Annotated in this window: 19 protein-coding genes; 9 read left to right on the top strand and 10 right to left on the bottom strand. The window is 71.3% G+C overall.

Translation table 11 applies throughout. The annotated features are described in order from the left end of the window. Positions 1 to 3 precede the first annotated feature (3 nt). Genes QMO76_RS26130 through puuE form a run of 4 tightly spaced genes read left to right on the top strand, consistent with a single transcriptional unit; the run spans position 4 to position 3903 of the window. Positions 4 to 750: an aspartate/glutamate racemase family protein gene (locus QMO76_RS26130; RefSeq protein ID WP_306363972.1), complete on the top strand. Its 747-nt coding sequence runs from the start codon at positions 4 to 6 to the stop codon at positions 748 to 750. Further along, the gene (locus QMO76_RS26125; RefSeq protein ID WP_306363971.1) at positions 747 to 1961 is read left to right on the top strand and encodes an aldolase/citrate lyase family protein; all 1215 of its coding nucleotides are present in this window, start codon (positions 747 to 749) and stop codon (positions 1959 to 1961) included. The genes QMO76_RS26130 and QMO76_RS26125 overlap by 4 nt, the downstream gene beginning before the upstream one ends. Beyond that, entirely contained in the window at positions 1958 to 2989 is a 1032-nt protein-coding gene (gene alc, locus QMO76_RS26120) for an allantoicase (protein WP_306363970.1), read from the top strand. Before QMO76_RS26125 ends, alc begins: the two co-directional genes overlap by 4 nt. A 29-nt stretch (positions 2990 to 3018) precedes the next feature. Continuing rightward, on the top strand, positions 3019 to 3903 hold the full coding sequence (puuE, locus tag QMO76_RS26115; protein ID WP_306364108.1) for an allantoinase PuuE: 885 nt from the start codon (positions 3019 to 3021) through the stop codon (positions 3901 to 3903). A 38-nt stretch (positions 3904 to 3941) separates the two neighbouring features. On the opposite strand, the gene QMO76_RS26110 is transcribed toward puuE, so the two are convergent. From QMO76_RS26110 to QMO76_RS26095, 4 genes are all read right to left on the bottom strand, one after another. Beyond that, entirely contained in the window at positions 3942 to 4424 is a 483-nt protein-coding gene (locus tag QMO76_RS26110) for a hypothetical protein (protein ID WP_306363969.1), read from the bottom strand. Next, on the bottom strand, positions 4421 to 4630 hold the full coding sequence (locus tag QMO76_RS26105) for a hypothetical protein (protein ID WP_306363968.1): 210 nt from the start codon (positions 4628 to 4630) through the stop codon (positions 4421 to 4423). Before QMO76_RS26105 ends, QMO76_RS26110 begins: the two co-directional genes overlap by 4 nt. 11 nt (positions 4631 to 4641) lie before the next feature. Next, a complete protein-coding gene (gene dapB, locus QMO76_RS26100) occupies positions 4642 to 5382 on the bottom strand; it encodes a 4-hydroxy-tetrahydrodipicolinate reductase (protein WP_306364107.1) in 741 nt (246 codons plus the stop codon). A gap of 325 nt (positions 5383 to 5707) precedes the next feature. Further along, entirely contained in the window at positions 5708 to 6823 is a 1116-nt protein-coding gene (locus tag QMO76_RS26095; protein ID WP_306363967.1) for an alcohol dehydrogenase catalytic domain-containing protein, read from the bottom strand. A gap of 80 nt (positions 6824 to 6903) precedes the next feature. Between QMO76_RS26095 and QMO76_RS26090 the strand changes: the two genes are divergently transcribed. After that, positions 6904 to 7557, top strand: a complete 654-nt coding sequence (locus QMO76_RS26090) for a class I SAM-dependent methyltransferase (RefSeq protein ID WP_372342085.1) — start codon at positions 6904 to 6906, stop codon at positions 7555 to 7557. A 4-nt stretch (positions 7558 to 7561) separates the two neighbouring features. On the opposite strand, the gene QMO76_RS26085 is transcribed toward QMO76_RS26090, so the two are convergent. Further along, positions 7562 to 9553: a peptidoglycan DD-metalloendopeptidase family protein gene (locus QMO76_RS26085; protein WP_306363966.1), complete on the bottom strand. Its 1992-nt coding sequence runs from the start codon at positions 9551 to 9553 to the stop codon at positions 7562 to 7564. A gap of 263 nt (positions 9554 to 9816) precedes the next feature. Here QMO76_RS26085 and QMO76_RS26080 point away from each other — a divergent pair, with 263 nt between their 5' ends. Next, entirely contained in the window at positions 9817 to 11052 is a 1236-nt protein-coding gene (locus QMO76_RS26080; RefSeq protein WP_372342084.1) for a sorbosone dehydrogenase family protein, read from the top strand. On the opposite strand, the gene QMO76_RS26075 is transcribed toward QMO76_RS26080, so the two are convergent. Continuing rightward, positions 11049 to 12488 carry a pentapeptide repeat-containing protein gene (locus tag QMO76_RS26075; protein WP_306363965.1) on the bottom strand — a complete coding sequence of 480 codons (1440 nt, stop codon included), beginning with the start codon at positions 12486 to 12488 and terminating at the stop codon, positions 11049 to 11051. The genes QMO76_RS26080 and QMO76_RS26075 overlap by 4 nt on opposite strands. Before the next feature lie 148 nt (positions 12489 to 12636). Next, positions 12637 to 13833: an MFS transporter gene (locus QMO76_RS26070; RefSeq protein ID WP_306363964.1), complete on the bottom strand. Its 1197-nt coding sequence runs from the start codon at positions 13831 to 13833 to the stop codon at positions 12637 to 12639. 92 nt (positions 13834 to 13925) lie between these two features. Between QMO76_RS26070 and QMO76_RS26065 the strand changes: the two genes are divergently transcribed. Together QMO76_RS26065 and QMO76_RS26060 are read left to right on the top strand one after the other, a co-directional pair. Further along, positions 13926 to 14270: a helix-turn-helix transcriptional regulator gene (locus QMO76_RS26065; RefSeq protein ID WP_306363963.1), complete on the top strand. Its 345-nt coding sequence runs from the start codon at positions 13926 to 13928 to the stop codon at positions 14268 to 14270. A gap of 41 nt (positions 14271 to 14311) precedes the next feature. Continuing rightward, positions 14312 to 14821, top strand: coding sequence for a GNAT family N-acetyltransferase (locus tag QMO76_RS26060; RefSeq protein WP_306363962.1), 510 nt, complete (start codon positions 14312 to 14314; stop codon positions 14819 to 14821). On the opposite strand, the gene QMO76_RS26055 is transcribed toward QMO76_RS26060, so the two are convergent. Beyond that, positions 14818 to 15246, bottom strand: coding sequence for a MerR family transcriptional regulator (locus QMO76_RS26055; protein ID WP_306363961.1), 429 nt, complete (start codon positions 15244 to 15246; stop codon positions 14818 to 14820). The two genes, QMO76_RS26060 and QMO76_RS26055, sit on opposite strands and share 4 nt — an antisense overlap. Before the next feature lie 46 nt (positions 15247 to 15292). On the opposite strand from QMO76_RS26055, the gene QMO76_RS26050 reads away from it, so the two are divergent. After that, the gene (locus QMO76_RS26050) at positions 15293 to 16099 is read left to right on the top strand and encodes an MBL fold metallo-hydrolase (RefSeq protein ID WP_306363960.1); all 807 of its coding nucleotides are present in this window, start codon (positions 15293 to 15295) and stop codon (positions 16097 to 16099) included. Between the two features lie 371 nt (positions 16100 to 16470). On the opposite strand, the gene QMO76_RS26045 is transcribed toward QMO76_RS26050, so the two are convergent. Together QMO76_RS26045 and QMO76_RS26040 are read right to left on the bottom strand one after the other, a co-directional pair. Then, the gene (locus QMO76_RS26045; protein WP_306363959.1) at positions 16471 to 18177 is read right to left on the bottom strand and encodes a tetratricopeptide repeat protein; all 1707 of its coding nucleotides are present in this window, start codon (positions 18175 to 18177) and stop codon (positions 16471 to 16473) included. 133 nt (positions 18178 to 18310) lie between these two features. Then, the gene (locus QMO76_RS26040) at positions 18311 to 19678 is read right to left on the bottom strand and encodes a pitrilysin family protein (protein WP_306363958.1); all 1368 of its coding nucleotides are present in this window, start codon (positions 19676 to 19678) and stop codon (positions 18311 to 18313) included. Positions 19679 to 19724 lie beyond the last annotated feature (46 nt).

Here is a 19724-nt window from a genome sequence, read left to right as displayed (position 1 = left end):
GATATGCGTATTCGTGTGATCAACCCCAATACGACGGCCGCCATGACGGCGGTGATCGAGCAGGCCGCCCGCGCGGTGGTCGCGCCCGGCACCCGGGTGGAGGGGATCACGCCGAGCATGGGCCCGGCCTCCATAGAATCGCATTACGACGAGGCGTTGGCCGTACCCGGCGTGCTGGCCGAGATCGCACGCGGGGAACAGCTGGGTGTGGACGGGTATGTGCTGGCCTGCTTCGGCGACCCGGGACTGGACGCGGCGCGGGAGTTGGCGCGCGGACCGGTGATCGGCATCGCCGAGGCGGCCATGCACGCGGCCAGCCACCTCGGGCGCGGGTTCAGCGTGGTCACCACACTGGCCCGCACCGCGGGGCGGGCGCATGACCTGGCGGAACGCTATGGGATGCAGCGATTCTGCCTCGGCGTGCACGCCTGCGAGATACCGGTACTGGAACTCGAGGACCCCAAGGCGCGCACCGTGATCGCCGACGCCTGCCGGGAGGCGGTGCACGCCGACGGGTCCGACGCCGTCGTGCTCGGTTGCGCCGGCATGGCGGACCTGTGCGAATACCTCACCGAAGAGGTGGGTGTACCGGTGGTGGACGGGGTCGGCGCGGCGACGCTGACCGTGCAGTCGCTGGTCACCATGGGGCTGCGCAAATCCGGCCGCGGCGAGTTCGCGGCCCCGCTGCCCAAACGCTATATCGGCTTGCTCGCCGAATTCGGAACCGACGGAAAGGACAAGCGCCTGTGACCCTGCCACCGGATGTGCTGGCTGGGATCGAATCCCGACTCGAGGCGGTCGATGCGCGGTTGGCTCGGCACTACCCGGGGGACCGCCCCGGACAGCCGATCCACACCGCGTACATCGGTGCCGCCGACGCCACGGTCGACCTGCCGCGCCGATGGGGCGCGGCGGCCATCGAACTGGGTGAGAAGCATCGCGAACTGCTGACCGGACTGGCCGGGCACGACGTGGTGGAACTCGTCCTGGATCGACTGCGGGAGCGGCCGATCCAGGATCTGCGCCTGGATTTCGAGGACGGCTACGGCACCCGCGGCGACGAGATCGAGGATCGGGACGCGCTGCGCGCCGGGGAGATCCTGCGGGAGCTGCCCGAGCAGGTGTACGCGCGCGGCATCCGGATCAAGGGCCTCACCACCGTGGAATGGGCGCGGGCCGTGCGCACCCTGGAGCGGGTGCTCGAGGGTGCGGGCGGGGTGCCACCGGGCTTCGTGTTCACCGTCCCCAAGATTCGCGACGCCGATCAGGTGGACACCGCCGTTCTGCTCTGCGACGCCCTCGAATCCACGCACGGATTACCTTCGGGCACATTGAAGTTCGAGCTCCAGATCGAAAGCCCGCAGGCCGTGATCGCCGCCGACGGCACCGCCACCGTGGCCCGGGCGGTTCACCGCAGCGCCGGTCGCTGCACCGGATTGCACTACGGCACCTACGACTACAGCGCCGCCTGCGGTATCGCACCGCAGTTCCAGTCGCTGGAACATCCGGTGGCGGATCACGCCAAGGCCGTCATGCAGGCCGCCGCCGCGCAGACCGGCGTGTGGGTGTGCGACGGCTCCACCCAGGTGCTGCCGCTGGGCACCGACGACGAAGTGCGCGAAGCGATCTCGCGGCACTACCGGCTCGTCACCCGATCGCTGGAGCGCGGCTGGTACCAGGGCTGGGATATGGGCGCGGGCCATCTCGTCACCCGCTGGCTGGCCACCTTCGCCTTCTACCGCACCGCGCTCGGCGTCGCCGCCCCGCGCATCGGCCGCTACCTGGATCGCCAGGGCGGGGCCGTGGTGGACGAGCCCGCCACCGCGCAGGCGCTGGCCACCGTGGTGCTGCGCGGACTGGACTGCGGCGCGTTCACCCCCGCCGAGGTCACCGCGCTGGTCCCCCGCGCCACCGTCGACGTACTGCACCAACTGCGAGAAAGGAAGATGCCGACCCTATGACCGGCACGACCCCCGATTTCACGCTGCTCCCGGATCTGGCCCTGCGCCCCCTCGGCGGTGCGGTGGTGTGGGCCAATGACGAATCCTTCGCGGAGAAGGAGAATCTCATCCGCCCCGAGGAGTCCACCTATTCCCCCGCCACCTTCGGCCACAAGGGCCAGGTGTACGACGGCTGGGAGACCCGCCGCCGCCGCGGCGAACTGGGCGCGCACCCGGACGACGACGACTGCGATACCGCCATCGTGCGCCTCGGCGTACCCGGCGTGATCCACGGCGTGGTGGTCGACACCGCCTGGTTCAAGGGCAACTACCCGCCCGAGGTGTCCGTCGAAGCCATTGCGGTACAGGGGTATCCTTCCACCGACGAGCTGATCGCCCGGGACGACTGGACCACCCTGGTGCGGCGCGCGAAGGTCGAGGGCGACAGCCGCAACCCGTTCTCCGTCGATTCGCACACACGCTGGACACACGTGCGGCTGCGCATGTTCCCCGACGGCGGCGTCGCCCGGCTGCGGGTGCACGGTGAGGCGAAACCGGATCTGCGGCTGCTGGATTCGGGTCAGTTCGACCTGGCGGCGCTGGAGAACGGCGGACTGGTGTCCGACTGCTCCAACCGCTTCTACTCGCATCCGCAGAACATTCTGATGCCCGGCCGGGCGCGCGTCATGGGCGACGGCTGGGAGACCGCGCGCCGACGCAACAAGGACAACGACTGGGTGCGGGTGCGGCTGGCCGGTGAGGGTGTGCTCACCATGGCCGAGATCGACACCTCCTACTTCCTGTTCAACAGCCCGGGCGCGGCCTCCCTCACCGGAATTCGCGCCGACGGCAGCGAAGTGGAGTTGCTGCCGCGCACGGTGCTGCGCCCCGATACCCGGCACCGCTTCGCCATCGACTGCGAGGCGGCGGTGACCGAAGTACGTCTGGATGCCTACCCCGACGGCGGCCTGGCCCGGCTGCGGCTGGTCGGCACCCTGACCGAGGATGCCCGCGCACGGCTGCGGGCCGAATACGAGGAGCTGTCGTGACCGAATTCGACACCACCTACCCGCGGGATATGGTCGGCTACGGCCCCAACCCGCCGCATCCGCAGTGGCCGGGCGAAGCGAATATCGCGGTGCAGTTCGTGCTCAACTACGAGGAGGGCGGCGAGAACTGCGTCCTGGACGGGGACGAGGGATCGGAGACCTTCCTCTCCGATATCGTTCCGGCGCAGTCGTTCCCGAACCGGCACCTGAGCATGGAGTCGCTCTACGAGTACGGCTCCCGCGCCGGACTGTGGCGGGTGCTGCGCGCCTTCGAACGGCGCGACATCCCGCTCACCGTCTTCGGGGTGGCCCGGGCGCTGGAACGCAATCCCGAAGCGGTGGCGGCGTTCCGGCGCAACGGCTACGAGATCGCCTGCCACGGGCTGCGCTGGATCTCCTACCAGATGGTCGATCGCGAGACCGAGCGCAAGCATATGGCGGAGGCGGTGGAGATCATCACCCGCCTGTTCGGTGAGCCGCCGCGCGGCTGGTACACCGGACGCGACTCGCCGCAGACCCGGGAACTGGTCGTCGAGCACGGCGGATTCGTCTACGACTCCGACTCCTACGCCGACGACCTGCCGTACTGGGTGCAGGTGGGCGACACCGATCAGCTGGTGCTGCCGTACACGCTGGAAGCCAATGACATGCGGTTCTCGTCGGCGGCCGGATTCGCCAACGGGGACGAATTCTACGCCTACCTGCGAGATGCGTTCGATGTGCTGTATGCCGAGGGTATGGCGGGTGCGCCGAAGATGCTGTCGGTCGGGCTGCACTGCCGGCTCGCGGGGCGGCCCGCGCGCGCGGCGGCGCTGGAGCGGTTCCTGGACTATGTGCAATCGCACGAGAAGGTGTGGTTGGCACGGCGCATCGATATCGCCGAGCACTGGCGCACGGTGCATCCGGCGCGCTGAGCGCGGCGAGCTGGGGTGCGTTCGGGGCCCGCTGGAACTCAGCCGCCCTGGCGCTCCAGTTTCTCCAGTTCCACTGCGCGGCGCATGATTTCGCGGGCGCGGGAGCGGTCGCCCGCGTAGTCGTAGGCGCGGGCCACGCGGTAGCAGGTGCGCCAGTTGTCCGGGTCGGCCTCCCACTCCGTCTTCACCTCGGCGAAGAGCTGGTCGGCGGCGTCGCGCTGGATGCGGCCGGACGGGCGGCGGGGCAGGTCGGAGACGTCCAGTTCCCGGCCGTCCTCGGCCATGCGTCGAGCCAGGCGCTGATGGTCGAGGGCGGCGCGGACGGAGCTGTAGACGATCCAGACGCCGACGATCGGCAGGATCAGCACGCCGACGCCGATGCCGATGGCCGCCAGGTCGCCGGATCCGAGCAGGCTGAGCGCGATCCGCCCGAGCAGCAGGAAGTAGAACCCCAGCGCGACCACCAGGAAGACGATCAGCGCGATGGTCCGCAGCGACCGGTTGCCGCCGGTATCGCTCACGACCGCACCTCACTGCCACCCGGCACCACCGTGCGCGAAGCACGCCGTGTCATCGGCGCACTCGCAAGCTCCAGCACGGCCGCACCGCGCCGCTGGCCGCCGCCCACCGTGCGGGCGGCACGCTGTGTCACCGGCCCACCCGCAAGCTCCAGCACGGCCGCACCGCGCCGCCGCCCGGCACCGCCGTACGCGAGGCGCGCTGTCATGGCGAGCCCGCTCACAGGTCCAGCAGCGGGTCGATGCCCACGGTCAGGCCGGGGCGGTGCGGGGTCTTGCGGACGCCGAGCAGCACGCCCGGTGCGAAGGAGGTGCGGTCGATGGAGTCGTGGCGGATGGTGAGGGTCTCGCCCTGGGTGCCGAACAGCACCTCCTGGTGGGCGACGAGTCCGGCCAGGCGGACCGAGTGCACCCGCACCCCGTCCACATCCGCGCCGCGCGCGCCCTCGAGTTCGGTGGTGGTGGCGTCGGGGCTACGTCCGACCCCGGCCTTCTCGCGTGCGGCGGCGATCAGCCCGGCCGTGCGGTAGGCGGTGCCCGACGGCGCGTCGGCCTTGTTGGGGTGGTGCAGTTCGATGACCTCGACCGAGTCGAAGAACCGCGCCGCCTGCTCGGCGAACCGCATGGACAGCACCGCGCCGATGGCGAAGTTCGGCGCGATGAGCACGCCCACCTCCGGGTTCCGCGCCAGCCATCCGCGCACCTCGTCGAGCCGCGCGGCATCGAAGCCGGTGGTGCCGACCACGGCGTGGATCCCGTTCTCGACCAGCCACCGCAGATTCGGCATCACCACGTCGGGGTGGGTGAAGTCGACCACGACCTGCGTCCCGGACTCGGTGAACGCGTCCAGCGCATCCCCCTTGTCCACCCGCGCGACCAGCTCCAGATCATCGGCCGCCTCGACCGCCGCGCAGATCGCCTGCCCGACCTTGCCCTGCGCCCCGAGCACACCCACCCGGATCCGGTTCGTGGTCACCTGTTCTCCTCACCTGTCGTCCGGCAATCGAAACCGAGCCTACTGCGCCCGCGAATCGCCGCCGGACCCCCGGTGGGCGGGACATGCCCGGATCGCGTCGCGGGTGGGGGCGGCTCACCGCGGGGCACCGTCCTCGGCGGGACGTACAGCGGCTGGGTCGAACGACTTCTCGGCACGGATCGCACCGTCGGCGGCGGTCGCAGAGTGTCGGCGTTCGGTGCGCGCCGCGGTCCGACGAGGGCGGGTGCTGTGAGCCGATCACACCCGCGCCGAGGTCGGCGCTGTGGCCGGACTCACGCGGCCGGCGGCGTCAGTCGAAGACGATGACCTGGCGCAGGGCGTGGCCGGAGGCCAGGGCGTCCATGCCCTGGTTCACGTCCTCCAGGCGGATGCGCGCGGAGATGAGCCGTTCCACCGGCAGGCTGCCTTCCCGCCACATGCGCACGTACTCGGGGATGTCGCGGGACGGCACGGCGGAGCCCAGGTAGCTGCCGACGATGGAGCGGCCCTGGGCGACCAGTCCGAGCGGGGAGATGGTGGCGGTCGCGTCCGGGGCGGGCAGGCCGACGGTCACCGTGGTGCCGCCGGGAGCCGTTGCGGCGACGGCGGTTTCGAAGGCGCGGACATTGCCCGCCGCTTCGATGACGATCTCGGCCTGGATGCCCCCGGCGGCGACCTCGGCCGGGGTGTAGGCGGCCGTCGCGCCGAATTCCGTGGCGAGCTTCAACTTCTCGGGCACGGTGTCGACGGCGATCACATCGCGGCCGGTGCCCTCCCGCAGCGCGGCGGCCACCAGCACGGCCGCCATGCCCACACCGCCGAGCCCGACCACCATGATGCGGTCGGCCGGTCCCGGCTCGGCCGAATTCAGCAGCGCCCCACCACCGGTCAGCACGGCGCAGCCCAGCACCGCCGCCACGTCCGCGGGTACGTCGTCGTCGACCGGCACCACCGAGCGGCTGTCGACCACGGCATGGGTGGCGAAACCGGATACCCCGAGATGGTGGTGCACCGGTTCGCCGTCGCGCAGCAGCCGCCGGCCACCGGCGAGCAGTTCGCCCGCATTGTTGGCGAGGCTGCCCGGCAGGCACGGCGTGCGCCCCTCGGTGGCGCACCCGGCGCACTCCCCGCAGCGCGGCAGGAAGGTCATGACCACCCGCTGGCCGACAGCGAAGGCGCTCTCCCCCGGCCCCACCGCCTCGATCCGCCCGGCCGCCTCGTGGCCGAGCAGCATGGGCACCGGCCGCACCCGGTTGCCGTCCACCACCGACAGGTCCGAATGGCACAGTCCGGCGGCCTCGATCCGGACCAGCAGTTCGCCCGCGCCGGGCTCGGCCAGGTCGAGTTCGCTCACGGTCATCGGTCGGGACCGCTCGTACGGCGGCTCCGCGCCGATCCGCTCCAGTACTGCACCACGAATCCTCATGGGCCAGACGGTACCGAATTTTCCCCCTTCCGGAACGAGCCCAAGCCTGCTTCTATTGTCCCAGACACCAGGAGGCGACCGTGAGCAGAGTCCAGACGTCCAGCCGGGCGCTCAACCATGTGGTGACCGACTTCTTCGGACAGGTCGCCCGCGCGTACGACAGCGCGACGCTGCAACGCCTCGTGTACCGGCCGCCCCAGGATCAGGTGGTGGCCGAACTGCGCGCCGCCGGATCCCGCCGCATCGCCGATATCGGCTGCGGCACCGGCATTCTCACCGACCGCATCCAGCGCGAACTGCACCCCGAGGTGGTGTACGGCGTGGATGCCTCGACGGGCATGCTCGCCCGGGCCGGGCGGCGTTCCACGGCGGTGCGCTGGGTGCACGGCCCGGCCGAGCGGCTCCCGCTGGCCGACGGCGAACTCGACGCGGTCGTCACCACCAGCGCGTTCCACTTCTTCGACCACCCGGCGGCGCTGCGTGAATTCCACCGGGTGCTCGCTCCCGGCGGTCTGGTGGCCGTCGCCACCGTGCATCCGTCCGCCCCGGCCAGCCGCCCCCTCCAGCGGCTCACCCGCAGCCCGAAGTTCCCGGCACACGCGCCCTCACCGCAGGAGACGCGACAGCTGCTGGAGCGGGCCGGTTTCGAGGTCACCGATCAGCGCAAGGTGCACCGGCCACCGCTGCCGGACTTCCTGGTTCCCGATGTGATCACGGTGGCCCGCCGTCGCTGATCCGTCACCCGATGCGGCGCACCCGCATATCGCCGGGCACCGGTGCTTCCCGCACCGTGCCGTCGGCCCGCGCGTACACCATGGCACCGCCGCCGGTGTAGATGCCGACCACCACCGGCCCGCGGGCACGGAAGTCGCTGAAGACCAGATCGCCGGGCGCGACCCGGCCGACGGGCACCTCTACGCCGACCTCCCACTGCTGTTCCACCGTGGTCGGCAGGGTGATGGTGCCGCCGCTGGCCGCGGAGACGGCCGCGGCGGTGAAGCCCGCTTCGTCGAAACCACCGGCGGACGGCCCCTGCGGTCCGCCGCCGCCGAAGACGTAGGGGGTGCCGACCCAGTCGTGCGCGGCCTCCACGATCTGCGGACCCAGATCCGCGCCCGGATCGGGGACGAAGCGCCCGGCGCTGCCCATACTGCGGAATCCGGCCTCCGCGGCCAGGATTCGCGCCACGTAGGGCCGGGTCTCGGTGTAGTGGGCGGCGTACTGGTTGGGCATGCCGCCCGAGGCCAGCACGGCTCCCTCACCAGCGTTGTAGGCGGCCAGCGTCAGCGCCGTGACGTCACCGGCCACCGTGCCCTGGTCGACCCAGCCCTGCACCTTCTCCGCCAGCGCGCACATGTAGCGCCCCTGGCCGATGATGGCGTCGCCGTCGTCCCACACGCTGGCCACGCCGTTGCCGTCGGCGTCGATGACGTAGGGCTGACCGTCCGGTGCGGCCGAGACCGCCGTGCCGGGCATGAACTGCGCCAAACCCTGTGCGCCCGCCGGTGATACGGCACCGCGCTGGAAGCCGGATTCGGCCTGGCCCTGCGCGGCCAGCAGCGAGGCGCTGATCTGCGGGCACAGCGACCCGGCGCGCCGGTACCAGATCTCCAGCTCCGGCGGCACCTTGCCGCTGGCGAGGTTGCCGCCCGGGCTGCCGAAACCGTTGTCGCAGAACACCGAGACCAGATCCTCGAGCGACGGCATGGCGCCGCCCTCCAGCCACGGCATGGGGTCCACCGCCCGCCCGCCGGTCATGCGGCCGCCGGGGACGAGTTCGAAATGCAGGTGCGGACCGGTGGATTCACCGGCATTGCCGACATCGGCGATGTGCTGTCCGGCCCGCACGACATCGCCGACCTTCACATAGATCTGCGGCAGGTACATATGTCCGTAGACGGTGGAGTAGCGGTTGCCCGCCGTGTCGAGGTGGTCGATCACCACCCAGCCGCCGAATCCGGAGGCCGGTCCCGCGGCCACCACCCGGCCGTCGGCGGCCGCGAAGATGGGGGTGCCGGAGGGAGCGGCCAGGTCGACGCCGTGGTGGCCGCCGCCGCGCGAACCGAAGACATCGGACACGGTGTAGGAGTTCGCCGCGAGCGGGAAACTGCGAGAGCCGTTGGGGCGCAGACCGCCCGCCTCGTTGACCGGACCGGGCATGGCCGCCAGCGAAACGGTCGGGTCGCCGAGGGCCGGAGTGGTCGCCTGTTCCTTCACGGTGACCTGCACCCGGTCCATATGGTTGAGTTCGTCGCTGCCGCGATCCGCGAGCGGCGTCCAGCGCACACCCGCCGCCGCGTCGGGCGTCCAGCTGCGCTGCTTCCAGATCACGTACTCCACACCGAAATTCGCGGCGTTCTCCTGGAGGAAGGCGACGATGGCGTCGCCCTCGGCCTGCCCGATGCCGTCGGAGCCCACGATGAATTCGACCGCGCGGCCACTCAGGTGGTCGGGGTAGGCGCTGTCGTCGATGCGCCCGCGCATGTCCATCATGCCGAAGCGGGCGACCACGCAGCGCAGCGCGCGCAGCGCCCCCTCTTGCAGACCGGCCTCGGCCGGCGAGCCGGTGGCCGGGCAATTCGGTTCCGTCGCAGGGCGAGTCGTGGTGGCGATGGCGGGCATACCGGGCTCGCAGGCATCGTCGCTGGCGGGCAGGACGATCACCAGCAGCAGGGTGACCAGGGCCAGCGCCGTGCCGCCCGCGATCAACCCCAGGCGAGAGCCCTTCACGCGGAAGCGCTCCCGGCCTGCGCGGCGAGGGAGTCGGCCACGACCGCCGGAACAGGTGCGCCGACCGCCGATGCGGTGGACTGCACTGAGCGAGGCATCGGTCATGCTCCTTCGGCGCGAACGGGTCGGGCGTGATCGGCACAGATCGCGTGGTCATTCTGCCATGCCCGCGGCGGGGGCGGCGGCATCTCCCGGGAGTGTTCACCGCCCGGCTCGGCTCGATCTCCTCCCGAACACGATCGCGACGGCGCAGGATGGGAGGTATGCGCGGAATCCCCCCGATCGGCACCGTCCTCGCGACCCCGGCACCCCGCCCCGGCCACCCGCACCGCGGCTCCGGCCACCCGCACGGCGGCTCCGGCCACCCGCACGGCGGCTCCGGCCGACCGCGGTGGTGGACAAGGACTTCGGTGCCGCTGCGAGTGGTCGCGGCGAGCGTCCTCGCGTCAGCCGCGCTGACGGGCTGCGGCGACGTCGCGGACCGCTCCGGTGATTCGCGGGTCGTCGCCACCTCGCTCGCGCCCAGCAGTTCCGCGGGAGTGCCGGACCTGGACGCGGGGCAGGATCTGGTGCACGGACTGGACGCGCCCTGGGGGCTCGCCTTCCTGCCCGATGGCAGCGCACTGGTGGCCGCACGCGATTCCGGGCGGATCCTGCGGGTGGTGCCGGGATCGACGGCGGAGCCGGTCTACGAGGTGCCGGAGGTGGCGGCGGCCGGGGAGGGCGGGTTGCTCGGCATCGCGGTCTCCCCGAACTATGCCGAAGACCGTTACGTGTACGCCTATTTCACCGCCGCGGACGACAACCGCATCGTGCGCTTCCGTCTCGGCGAACCGGCGGAAGTCATCTTCTCCGGCATCGCGGCGGCGTCGATCCACGACGGCGGCCGGATCGCCTTCGGGCCCGACGGCATGCTCTACGTCGGCACCGGCGATGCCGGTCGTCCGGCGCTGTCCCAGGATCCGGCCAGCCCGAACGGAAAGATCCTCCGCCTCACCGCCGATGGCGATCCCGCACCCGGCAATCCCACGCCCGGCTCCCCCGTCTACAGCCTCGGCCACCGCAATGTGCAGGGGTTGGCGTGGGATGGGGCGGGCCGCCTGTTCGCCGCCGAATTCGGCCGCAACAAGGCCGACGAGATCAACCTCATCGAACCGGGCGGCAACTACGGCTGGCCGGAGGTGGAGGGCTTCGGCGGCGGTGGACGATTCGTCGATCCGCTGCTGACCTGGGGCACCTCGGAGGCGTCGCCGTCGGGGATCGCCATCGCCGGGGACACGCTCTACGTGGCCGCGCTGCGCGGTGAGCGGCTGTGGACGGTACCGCTGCGCGACGGCGCGCTCGGCACCCCGACCGCGCGCCTGACCGATCGGCTCGGGCGGCTGCGCACGGTGACGGTGGCGGCCGACGGGGCGCTCTGGCTGACCACCTCGAACACCGACGGCCGCGGTGACGTACGCGACGGCGACGATCGGATCGTCCGCTTCCCCGCGCGCTAGATCAGCGGTTCCAGCTGGGAGCTCACCGGGCGCGGCGGCCAGTGCTCCGGCTTCACGTTCTCCGGTTTCGCCCCGGGATCGTCGTCCCAGTCGAACTGCGTGCCCACCCACGCCTTGGGCCGCTCGAAGGACACCTCGCGGGCGTGCAGGGCGGCGCGCCGGAAGGAGATGTCGCCGAAGAAGTCACCGCCGGTGAAGCACACCGAGCGGGCCTCGAAGACGGCGTCGGCGAAGGACACCGCACCGTGGTATTCGGCGTCGGCGAAGTCGATCTCCTGGGTGCCGCCGGAGCGCCAGCGCTGGCGCGCGCCGAGTTGGGTGCCGTCGAAGCTGGTGCCCTCGGCGTAGAAGCGCGCACCGGTGAAGGCGACCTTGGCCCCGGAGAATTCGGCGCTGTCGAAGGAGATGCGGTCACCGTCGAAGACGACGCGGCCGAAGGAGGTGAAGGCCGATCCGAAGCTCACCTCGCCGAAGTTGGTGCGCTGGTTGGCGAAGGTGGCGCGGTCGAACGTGGTGCGCGCACCGGAGAATTCGGCGGACTCGAAGCTGGTCGGACAGGAGAAGCTGGCCTCGGCGAAGCTCACCGCCGTGCTGTCGGGCTCGGAGCGGTCCGCCTCCAGCGGCCGGAAACGCGCCTGCTGGAAGGTGACGCCGCGGCCCCGGAATGCCGCGCCCTGGAAGCTGACCCGCCGTCCGATGAAGCGCGCTCCCTCGAAGCTGGTGACGCGGGAGGCGACGAAATCGGTGTTGGTGAAGCGGGTGCTGTCGCCCGCGAAGACCGCGTCCTGGAAGTCGGCGTTCTCCAGTACCGCTTCGGTGAAGTCGAAATCGCAGGCCGACCACGAACTCTCGGCGGTCTCCCGCAGGTGTTCGGCGATGACGCGCACGATGGTGTCGCGCACCTGCCGGTCGTTCTGCCGGTAGTGATAGACGCGCTCCACCCCCGCGCCGTCCTCCTCCAGCCGCTCGGTGCGGGAGACGAGGTGGTTGACGCCCTCCTTGGCCGCGTACGGCAGCCGCAGGTAGGCGCACAGCACGTCGATGCACTGCTGACGGCGGGCGCGTTCGGGGAATTCGTCGGCCACCCCGGCCATGGCGTACACGCCTGCCAGCCGCACGGCCACATCCGCCGCACCCAGCTGGAGGGCCGCCGCGCCGAACAGTTCCGAGAAGCGGCCGCGGTCGTGGTCGCGCTGCCGTCGGGCGGCGAGCACCAGCGCCACCGCGACGCCGACCCCGGCGGTCACCCAGAGCGCGATCTCGGCGAGATCGAGCCGATCGGGTGGCGCATCGGTCGCGCCGAACAGTAACCACAACACCCACCAGGTGAGAGCCGCCACCGCCACACCGCTCAACACCGCCAGGAACACCGACGGCGAGAGCGCCGTTCGGGTCCGTCGCTCGGTTCTGGACCCGAACCAGCCCCAACGCCGCATAGCGAGATGGTAACGACCGCGGCGCGGGAGCGCACAGGGAGCCCCGATTCCCGTTCCGCTCCATGAGATTCAATGCCGACCGGATGGTTCACGATCAGCCGCTATGTCCGAAAAACGAAGTCCGCCCGACGGTCCCACCGCGCGGCCCTCAGACCGTCCGCCGCCGCAGCCCCAGGCCCGCCGCCACCAGGCACGCCACCGCCACCGCGCCCACGAACCACGGGAACACCGTGTTCAACCCCCAGGTGGTCGCCGCCCACCCGGCGACCACCGTCGGCAGCGCCATGGCCGAGTACGCCAGCAGGTAATAGGCCGACATGGTCTCGCCGCGCTTGTGCTGCGGCACCACATCGGAGAGGTGGCGCAGCGAACCGCCGAAGCCGAGTCCGAAGGTCGTACCCAGCACCACCCCCGCGGCCAGCACCCACACCCCGTTGTGGGTGGCGAGGGCGGGCAGGGTGAGCAGCAGCGCCACCGCCATGCCGATATCCCCGGCGATGGCCGCACGACGCGCCGGAATGGCGGTGGCGAAGAACTGCGCCAGCGCCCCGGCCGTGGCCGTGGCCGCCACCACCGCGCCGCCGAAGACGAGATTGTGCACCCCGGTCTGGGCCGCGGCCAGCGACGGATACAGCGACAGCAGCACGCCCAGCACCGACCAGGCCGCCATCACGCCGAGTGCGGAGAACCAGAAGTCGCCGCGAATCTCCTGCGGCACCGCCGGTTTGGCAATGCGGATGGGTCCGGCCACCCGGGCGGTGTGCGGTTCACGCAGCGCCAGCACGCCGACGCCGACCAACAGGCAGACCACGGTGATCACCACATAGGGCGTGCGCAGCGGATACGGCGCGTACTGCGCCAACAGCGCCGACCCGAGAATGGCGACGGCCATGCCCACGTTGAAGGCCACACCGGTCAGCTGTCCGGAGCGCGCGCCGTGCTTGGGCCGCAGGTCCAGCAGCGCCGCAGCGCCCGCCACCACCGTCGCGCCGACCGCCGCGCCGTGCAGCGCCCGCGCCAGCAACAGCATGGCCACATTGTCGGCGAGCAGGAACACCACCAGTCCGGCGACCATGATCCCGAAGGCTCCCAGCAGCACCGGCTTTCGGCCCACCGCATCGGAGATCCGTCCCGACACCAGGACCGCGCCCAGGGCCGCCACGGCGTAGGCGGCGAAGACGAAGGTGGTGGTGAGCGGCGTGAAATGCCACTCCTGCTGGTAGATGCCGTAGAGCGGGGCCGGTACCCCGGACACCCCCAGCGCCACGCCGCTGGCGGCCAGTACGAGCGCGTACGCCCAGGTCTGTCTGCTCGGCTCGGCCCGAACCGCAACATCCGCTGCCATCGAACTCTCCATCAGGTAAGTTTGACTGTGATCGAACCTGACCATACTCGGGGTTCGATGATCGTCAAACCTGTCTGCGAGTGAGGTAGCTCATGTCCGACACCGATGTGAAGCCCGCCGTGGCGCCGCTGTCCACGGTGCTCGGCGCGCTCCAGGACCCGATTCGCCTGGAGATGGTGCGCCGGCTCGGCACCGCGGGCGAACCGCTGCGCTGTAGCGCGCTCTACGACTCCATCAGCAAATCGACCGCGGCCCACCATTTCAAGATCCTGCGCGAGGCCGGGCTCACCGACCGCGAATCCGTGGACGGCCAGACCTTCGTCCGGCTGCGCACCGCGGAGATCGGCGCGGCGCTGCCCGGCCTGCTCGAGGCCGTGATCGGGGCCGCCAACCGGTCCGGTGACAGCACCGACAATCAGTACAGATCCGACGGCTGACCCTGCATCCATCGGACCCCCTGCCGCGCTACCGTCGTTTCATGCGTATTCGCGTCGCGACGACGGAGGACCTGCCCACGCTGCAGAAGATCGAGATCGCCGCCGGAGAGCCCTTCCGCACCCTCGGCATGCTCGAGATCGCCGATGACGACCCGCCCAGCATCGAGACCCTCGACGCACACCTGCGCGCGGGCCGGGCCTGGGTGACCGTGGACGACGACGGCATGCCCGTCGCGTACCTCGTCAGCAGGCCGGTGGACGACACCGAACACATCTGCCAGGTCTCGGTCCTCCCCGAATTCGCCCACCACGGCATCGGGCGCACCATGATCGAACGGTTGGCCGACTTCGCCCGAGCGCGGGGGCTGGCCGCGCTGAGCCTCACCACATTTCTCGAAGTGCCCTGGAACGCACCGTACTACGAGCGGCTCGGCTTCCGCCGGGTGCCCGATGCGGAGCTCACCCCGGAACTGCGGGAGATCCGCGCCCACGAGGCCGAGGTCGGCCTGGACCGCTGGCCCCGCATCGCCATGCGGCGCGAGCTGGCCTAGTCGTCCGAACAGCCGTCGCCGCCGGGTGATTTCGCACCCGGCGGCGCGAAGGTGCGCGTGAATTCCGGACAGTCGACGAGCCGCGCGTGCGTGCAGACGGCCGCATGCCGCAGACCGTCGCGCATGCGGGTGAGCCGGGCGATGTCCTCGTCGACGTCCCGTGCCTTGCGGACCAGTTGGGCGCGCAGCGCGGTGTCGTCGGGGGTGGCGCGCAGGAAATGGTGGATCTCGGCGATGGTGAAACCGGCACGGCGGGCGCAGGCGATGAGCGCCAGCCGGGGCACCACCTCCGGTTCGTAGGTGCGGCGCAGCCCGTTGCGGCCCGCCGACGCGATGAGCCCCTGCTGTTCGTAGTAGCGCAGGGCGGAGGCGGCCATCCCCGATCGGGCCGCGACATCGGCGATATCCAACAGGGCCTCGGACATATCACTCCTTGACTTGAAGCGCGCTTCAAGTCACAGACTAGCGCCCATGAAGATCCATCACCTCAACTGCGGCTCCATGGCCGAGATCGAAGCGACCTACGACGTGGCTCCGGCGGCCACGGTCAACCACTGCCTGCTGGTGGAGACCGAGGACGACCTGGTGCTGATCGAGACCGGGCTCGGGCTGGAGAACGTGCGGAATCCGGAGGGCACCCTCGATCCCGACTGGATCGCCTTCGCCCGACCGGCACTCGACGAGCGGGAGACCGCCATCCGCCAGCTCGAGCGGCTCGGCTACTCCCCCGGCGATGTCGGCCACATCATCCTCACCCACCTCGATGTGGACCACTCCGGTGGGCTGCCGGACTTCCCGGACGCGCGGGTGCACGTCCACGCCGCCGAATTGACCACGGCGCTGGCCGAATCCGCGGCCGGGCGGTACCGCCCCGCGCACTGGGCGCACGGACCGAAATGGGTGAGCTACGCCCCCGAACCCGGCGACGAGTGGTTCGGCTTCACCTCGTCGCCGGTCCAGGGCCTGAGCCCGGACTTCCGCCTGGTCCCGCTCGGCGGCCACACCCCGGGACATATGGGCGTGGCGGTCCGCCACGACGACCACTGGCTGCTGCACTGCGGCGACGCCTTCTTCTACCACCGCGAACTGGACCTCCCACCCCAGCCGCACCCGCTGCTCGACCTCCTCCAGCAGTCCACCGAATTCGACCGCGACCTCCGCCTCGGCACCCAGGCCCGCCTGCGCGAACTCGTGCGCACCCACCCGGACGAGGTCACCCTGTTCAACGCCCACGACCCCTGGCAACTCCAGGCCCGGCAGACCACGGCGCACGAATAGCCATCGGCCGCGGACACAGCCCCGCCCATATCGGCACCGGATCGGCGACGGGCGGCGCGCCGTCGCGCTGCGATGTGCCGGACGCGCGACGACAGGATCGGGTCGCGGTCGACCCTCGTCCGGAGCGCCAGGCCATGGCAGGGTCTGTCAGCGCGCCGAGTGGCGGCCGTATCGCCCCCCACATTTCACGCAGCGGTCGAGTCAGCTGCGCACGGTGGGTAGCGGAGGCCGGAAATGCGCCATCGCCTGCGACACAGGCGAATACCGGAGCAGGACCGAGATGCGCGGGCGATCGAAGCCGGGCCCGTGCGGCATACGCTGTTCCGCCCGTGTGCCCCGCGTCAGCGGAGCGCACGGGCGGGCGGGCGACGCTACGCCGGGGGCGGCACTTCCCCCTCCACGGGGGCCGGTGGAGGCGGCACGTCCGCGGGCGGGGCGGGCTCCGGGGCCGGGGGTGCCGGTTCCGCGGGTGGCGGCGGGGCGGGCTCGCCCGGGGGCGGTGGGACCGGTTCGCCCGGGGGCGGTGGGACCGGCTCGCCGGGCGGGGGCGGGACCGGCTCGCCGGGGGGCGGGGCGTCCGGGGCGGGTGCCACCTGCTCGGCGGGCGGGGGAGCCTGGGTGGCCGTCGGGGTGGCCGAGGTGGTGGTCGTCGGTGCGGGGGTCACCGCCGGGGTGACCGGTACCGGGTCCGGGTCGGTGCCGCGGTAGTCGGCCGCGGCGGTGTGTCCGGCGGTCCACCAGAAGGCCGCGGCCGCCGCCACGATCACGGGGGCGATGAGGACCGCGAGCATGGCCGCGAGGCGGCGCAGGCGGCGACGGCGGGCCTGAACCAGCAGTGTGACAAGGGTTTCCATGGCGAGGGTGAGCGCCACCGCGCTGACCACGGCGGCCAGCGCCCAGGCGGCGTCGGGCTGCCGCGACCACCGGGCCAGACCCGCGACCGCGCCAACGCCCACCAGGCCGCCGACGAGCACGACGAGAAATCCCCTGGCCGCGTAGGGGTAGCTGCCCAGCGCGTCCTCCTCGCCGCCCTTGCGCCGCAACCACGCCAGGAAGATCAGCACATGGCCGACACCCGCGCCGACCGCCGCGGCCACCAGCAGCACCTGGGCGTCGTGCACCTCTGCCGCCTCGTGGCCGGTGGCCAGCAGCACGCCCCCGTACCCGGCCATGAGCGCGGCCACCACCAGGGTCACGAGTCCGGCGAGCGCTCCGGGCCGGGCGCTGATCCGCCGCTTCAGGTACCCCTCGGGCAGCTGTCGCCGCAGCATCCGGTACACCACGAACCAGGCCACCGGAATCACCGCGAGCAATACCGGCAGCAGTCCCAGCAGTCCCGCCGGCGGCAGCCAGATCGACGCCAGCGCGGCGATTCCCGCGCACGCCCACACCCATTCGGCCAGCCGCAGCAGTCCCCGCCAGGTGCGGGCGGACAGTGTCTGGCGCGCGGGCAGATGGTCCGGCCGCGAGGCGAGCAGCCCGCGCAGCACACCCACGGGACCCCCGCGCCACGCCTGCAAGCGCGCTTGCAGCACAAGCAGGTCCGGGTGCAGCGAGTTCAGCGCCAGCCCGTCCTCGACATGCTCGGCCGCCGCGATGCGGTCGGAGAACTCGAGTTCCACCTCGGCCGCCGCGGCATGGGTGTCGGCGGTCGGCGCGATCCGCAGCGCCCGCACCACGGCGGTCCGCGCCTCGGAGCGCTCGGCCTCACTCGGCCCGAACTTCCGCGCGATCACCCCCGCCACCGTGAGCAGCGCGTTCGCGCTCTCCGGCGCGAGCGAAACGGCAACCCGCGCATGCCGAATCGCCTCATCCCACCGCGCCGACGCCTCGAACGCCAACGCCGCCGTCAGATGCGGCTCCACGCGATCGGGGTCGGCCGCGATGGCCAAGCCGACCATCCGTAGCGCCTCATCCACCCGATTCAGCCGATAGGCGATATCGGCCATCGAAGTCAACAGTTCCGGATCGTGCGGTGCGTCCTCCAACGCGTCGCCGACAATCCGCCGAGCCTCTTCCAGCCGCCCGAGATCACTTGCGGCACGCGCTCTTTCCAGCACCTGCGAGGTGTCGTTCATCCCTCTCCCGATCAAAGCACTCCAGCCGCAGAGACTAGCCTGCCCGCGACCGGTGGGCAGCGGCACCCGGCCGACAACCGCCGACAGTCTCGCACGCGTGCCGCCGGAAGGTAGCCGAACCGATCCGGGCGGGCTATCCGACCAGGCGGCGGACCGCCGCGGGCAGATCACGGGTGCGCCGGTACGGACCCGCCACCGCCGCGCCGAACGGGCGGGAGAACAGCGTGCGGGCGATGGCGGACACCTCGTCGGTGGTGACTTCGTCTATGCGGGCGAGGGTTTCGGAAACGCTGCGGTGATTGCCGTAGCTGAGTTCGCTGCGGCCGATGCGGTTCATGCGCGAGCCGGAGTCCTCCAGGCCGAGCACCAGTCCACCGCGCAGCGACCCCTTGGCGCGGGCGCATTCGGCGTCGGTGATGCCGTCGGCGGCCACTTCCTCGAGCACGCCGCGCGCCAAAGCCGCCACCTTGCCGAGATTTTCGGGCTGGCAGCCGAGGTACACCGAGAACGCCCCGGTGTCGGCGAAGGTGTCCACACTCGAGTACACCGAGTACGCCAGCCCGTGCTCCTCGCGAATGCGCTGGAACAGCCGCGAACTCAGGCCACCGCCGAGCACCGTGTTGAGCACCGACAGCGGCCAGCGCTTCTCGCCCTCGTGGCGGCCGAAGGCCCGGGTACCGAACACCAGGTGCGCCTGTTCGCTGTCGCGGTACATGCGGTGCAGTTCGGGGGCGCCGCGCGGCCGGAATCTGCCCTCCCGGCGCGGGGCCGGATCCCGACCGGGTTCGAGCCGGTCGGCGAAGGCGCGGTGCACCAATTCGACGGTGTGCTCGTGTTCGACATTGCCCGCCACCGCCACCACCATCCGGTCGGGCCGGTAGCGGCGCAGATGGAACGAATGCAGCTGGTGGGCCTGCATGGCTTCGACGGTCTCGATGGATCCGATGACCGGGCGGCCGACGGGGTGGTCGCCGAACAGCGCCGACAGGAAGGTGTCGCCCACGATGTCCTCGGGGTCGTCGTCGCGCATGGCGATCTCCTCGAGCACCACCTGCCGCTCGACGGCCACGTCCTCGGCACGGCACAGCCCGCGCAGCACCACATCGGAGACCAGATCGACCGCCAGCGGCAGATCCTCGTCGATGACGTGTGCGTAGTAGCAGGTCTGCTCCTTGGCGGTGAACGCGTTGAGTTCACCGCCGACCGCATCCATGGCCTGGGCGATATCGAGGGCCGAGCGCGAGGGCGTCGCCTTGAACAGCAGATGTTCGAGGAAGTGCGCCGCCCCGGCCACGGTGGGCCCCTCGTCGCGCGAGCCGACGCCGACCCACACTCCGATGGAGGCCGAGCGCACCCCGGGCACATGTTCGGTGACGACCCGGAGCCCGCCGGGCAGTACGGTCTTGCGCACACCGGTATCCGCCAGCGGCGCTTCGGTGGTGGAGAGCCGCAGCGAAGGGGCTTTGCTACCCGACAGTGGAGTGTCCTTCTTCCGAACCATGTTTCCCACACAGCATGTTGACCACACGATGGCATCCGAGGCAATG

Origin of the sequence: Nocardia sp. CC227C (assembly GCF_030767025.1) — a bacterium.
Classification (GTDB): Bacteria; Actinomycetota; Actinomycetes; order Mycobacteriales; family Mycobacteriaceae; genus Nocardia.
This window is presented reverse-complemented; position numbering and strand designations above follow the sequence as displayed.

Bases quoted from the DNA above. Each gene is read 5' to 3' on its own strand.
- QMO76_RS26130 (WP_306363972.1), top strand. From the start codon at position 4: ATGCGTATTCGTGTGATCAACCCCAATACGACGGCCGCCATGACGGCG.
- alc (WP_306363970.1), top strand. From the start codon at position 1,958: ATGACCGGCACGACCCCCGATTTCACGCTGCTCCCGGATCTGGCCCTG.
- puuE (WP_306364108.1), top strand. From the start codon at position 3,019: ATGGTCGGCTACGGCCCCAACCCGCCGCATCCGCAGTGGCCGGGCGAA.
- QMO76_RS26105 (WP_306363968.1), bottom strand. From the start codon at position 4,630: ATGACAGCGCGCCTCGCGTACGGCGGTGCCGGGCGGCGGCGCGGTGCG.
- QMO76_RS26095 (WP_306363967.1), bottom strand. From the start codon at position 6,823: ATGAGGATTCGTGGTGCAGTACTGGAGCGGATCGGCGCGGAGCCGCCG.
- QMO76_RS26080 (WP_372342084.1), top strand. From the start codon at position 9,817: ATGCGCGGAATCCCCCCGATCGGCACCGTCCTCGCGACCCCGGCACCC.
- QMO76_RS26075 (WP_306363965.1), bottom strand. From the start codon at position 12,488: ATGCGGCGTTGGGGCTGGTTCGGGTCCAGAACCGAGCGACGGACCCGA.
- QMO76_RS26070 (WP_306363964.1), bottom strand. From the start codon at position 13,833: ATGGCAGCGGATGTTGCGGTTCGGGCCGAGCCGAGCAGACAGACCTGG.
- QMO76_RS26065 (WP_306363963.1), top strand. From the start codon at position 13,926: ATGTCCGACACCGATGTGAAGCCCGCCGTGGCGCCGCTGTCCACGGTG.
- QMO76_RS26060 (WP_306363962.1), top strand. From the start codon at position 14,312: ATGCGTATTCGCGTCGCGACGACGGAGGACCTGCCCACGCTGCAGAAG.
- QMO76_RS26055 (WP_306363961.1), bottom strand. From the start codon at position 15,246: ATGTCCGAGGCCCTGTTGGATATCGCCGATGTCGCGGCCCGATCGGGG.
- QMO76_RS26050 (WP_306363960.1), top strand. From the start codon at position 15,293: ATGAAGATCCATCACCTCAACTGCGGCTCCATGGCCGAGATCGAAGCG.
- QMO76_RS26045 (WP_306363959.1), bottom strand. From the start codon at position 18,177: ATGAACGACACCTCGCAGGTGCTGGAAAGAGCGCGTGCCGCAAGTGAT.
- QMO76_RS26040 (WP_306363958.1), bottom strand. From the start codon at position 19,678: ATGGTTCGGAAGAAGGACACTCCACTGTCGGGTAGCAAAGCCCCTTCG.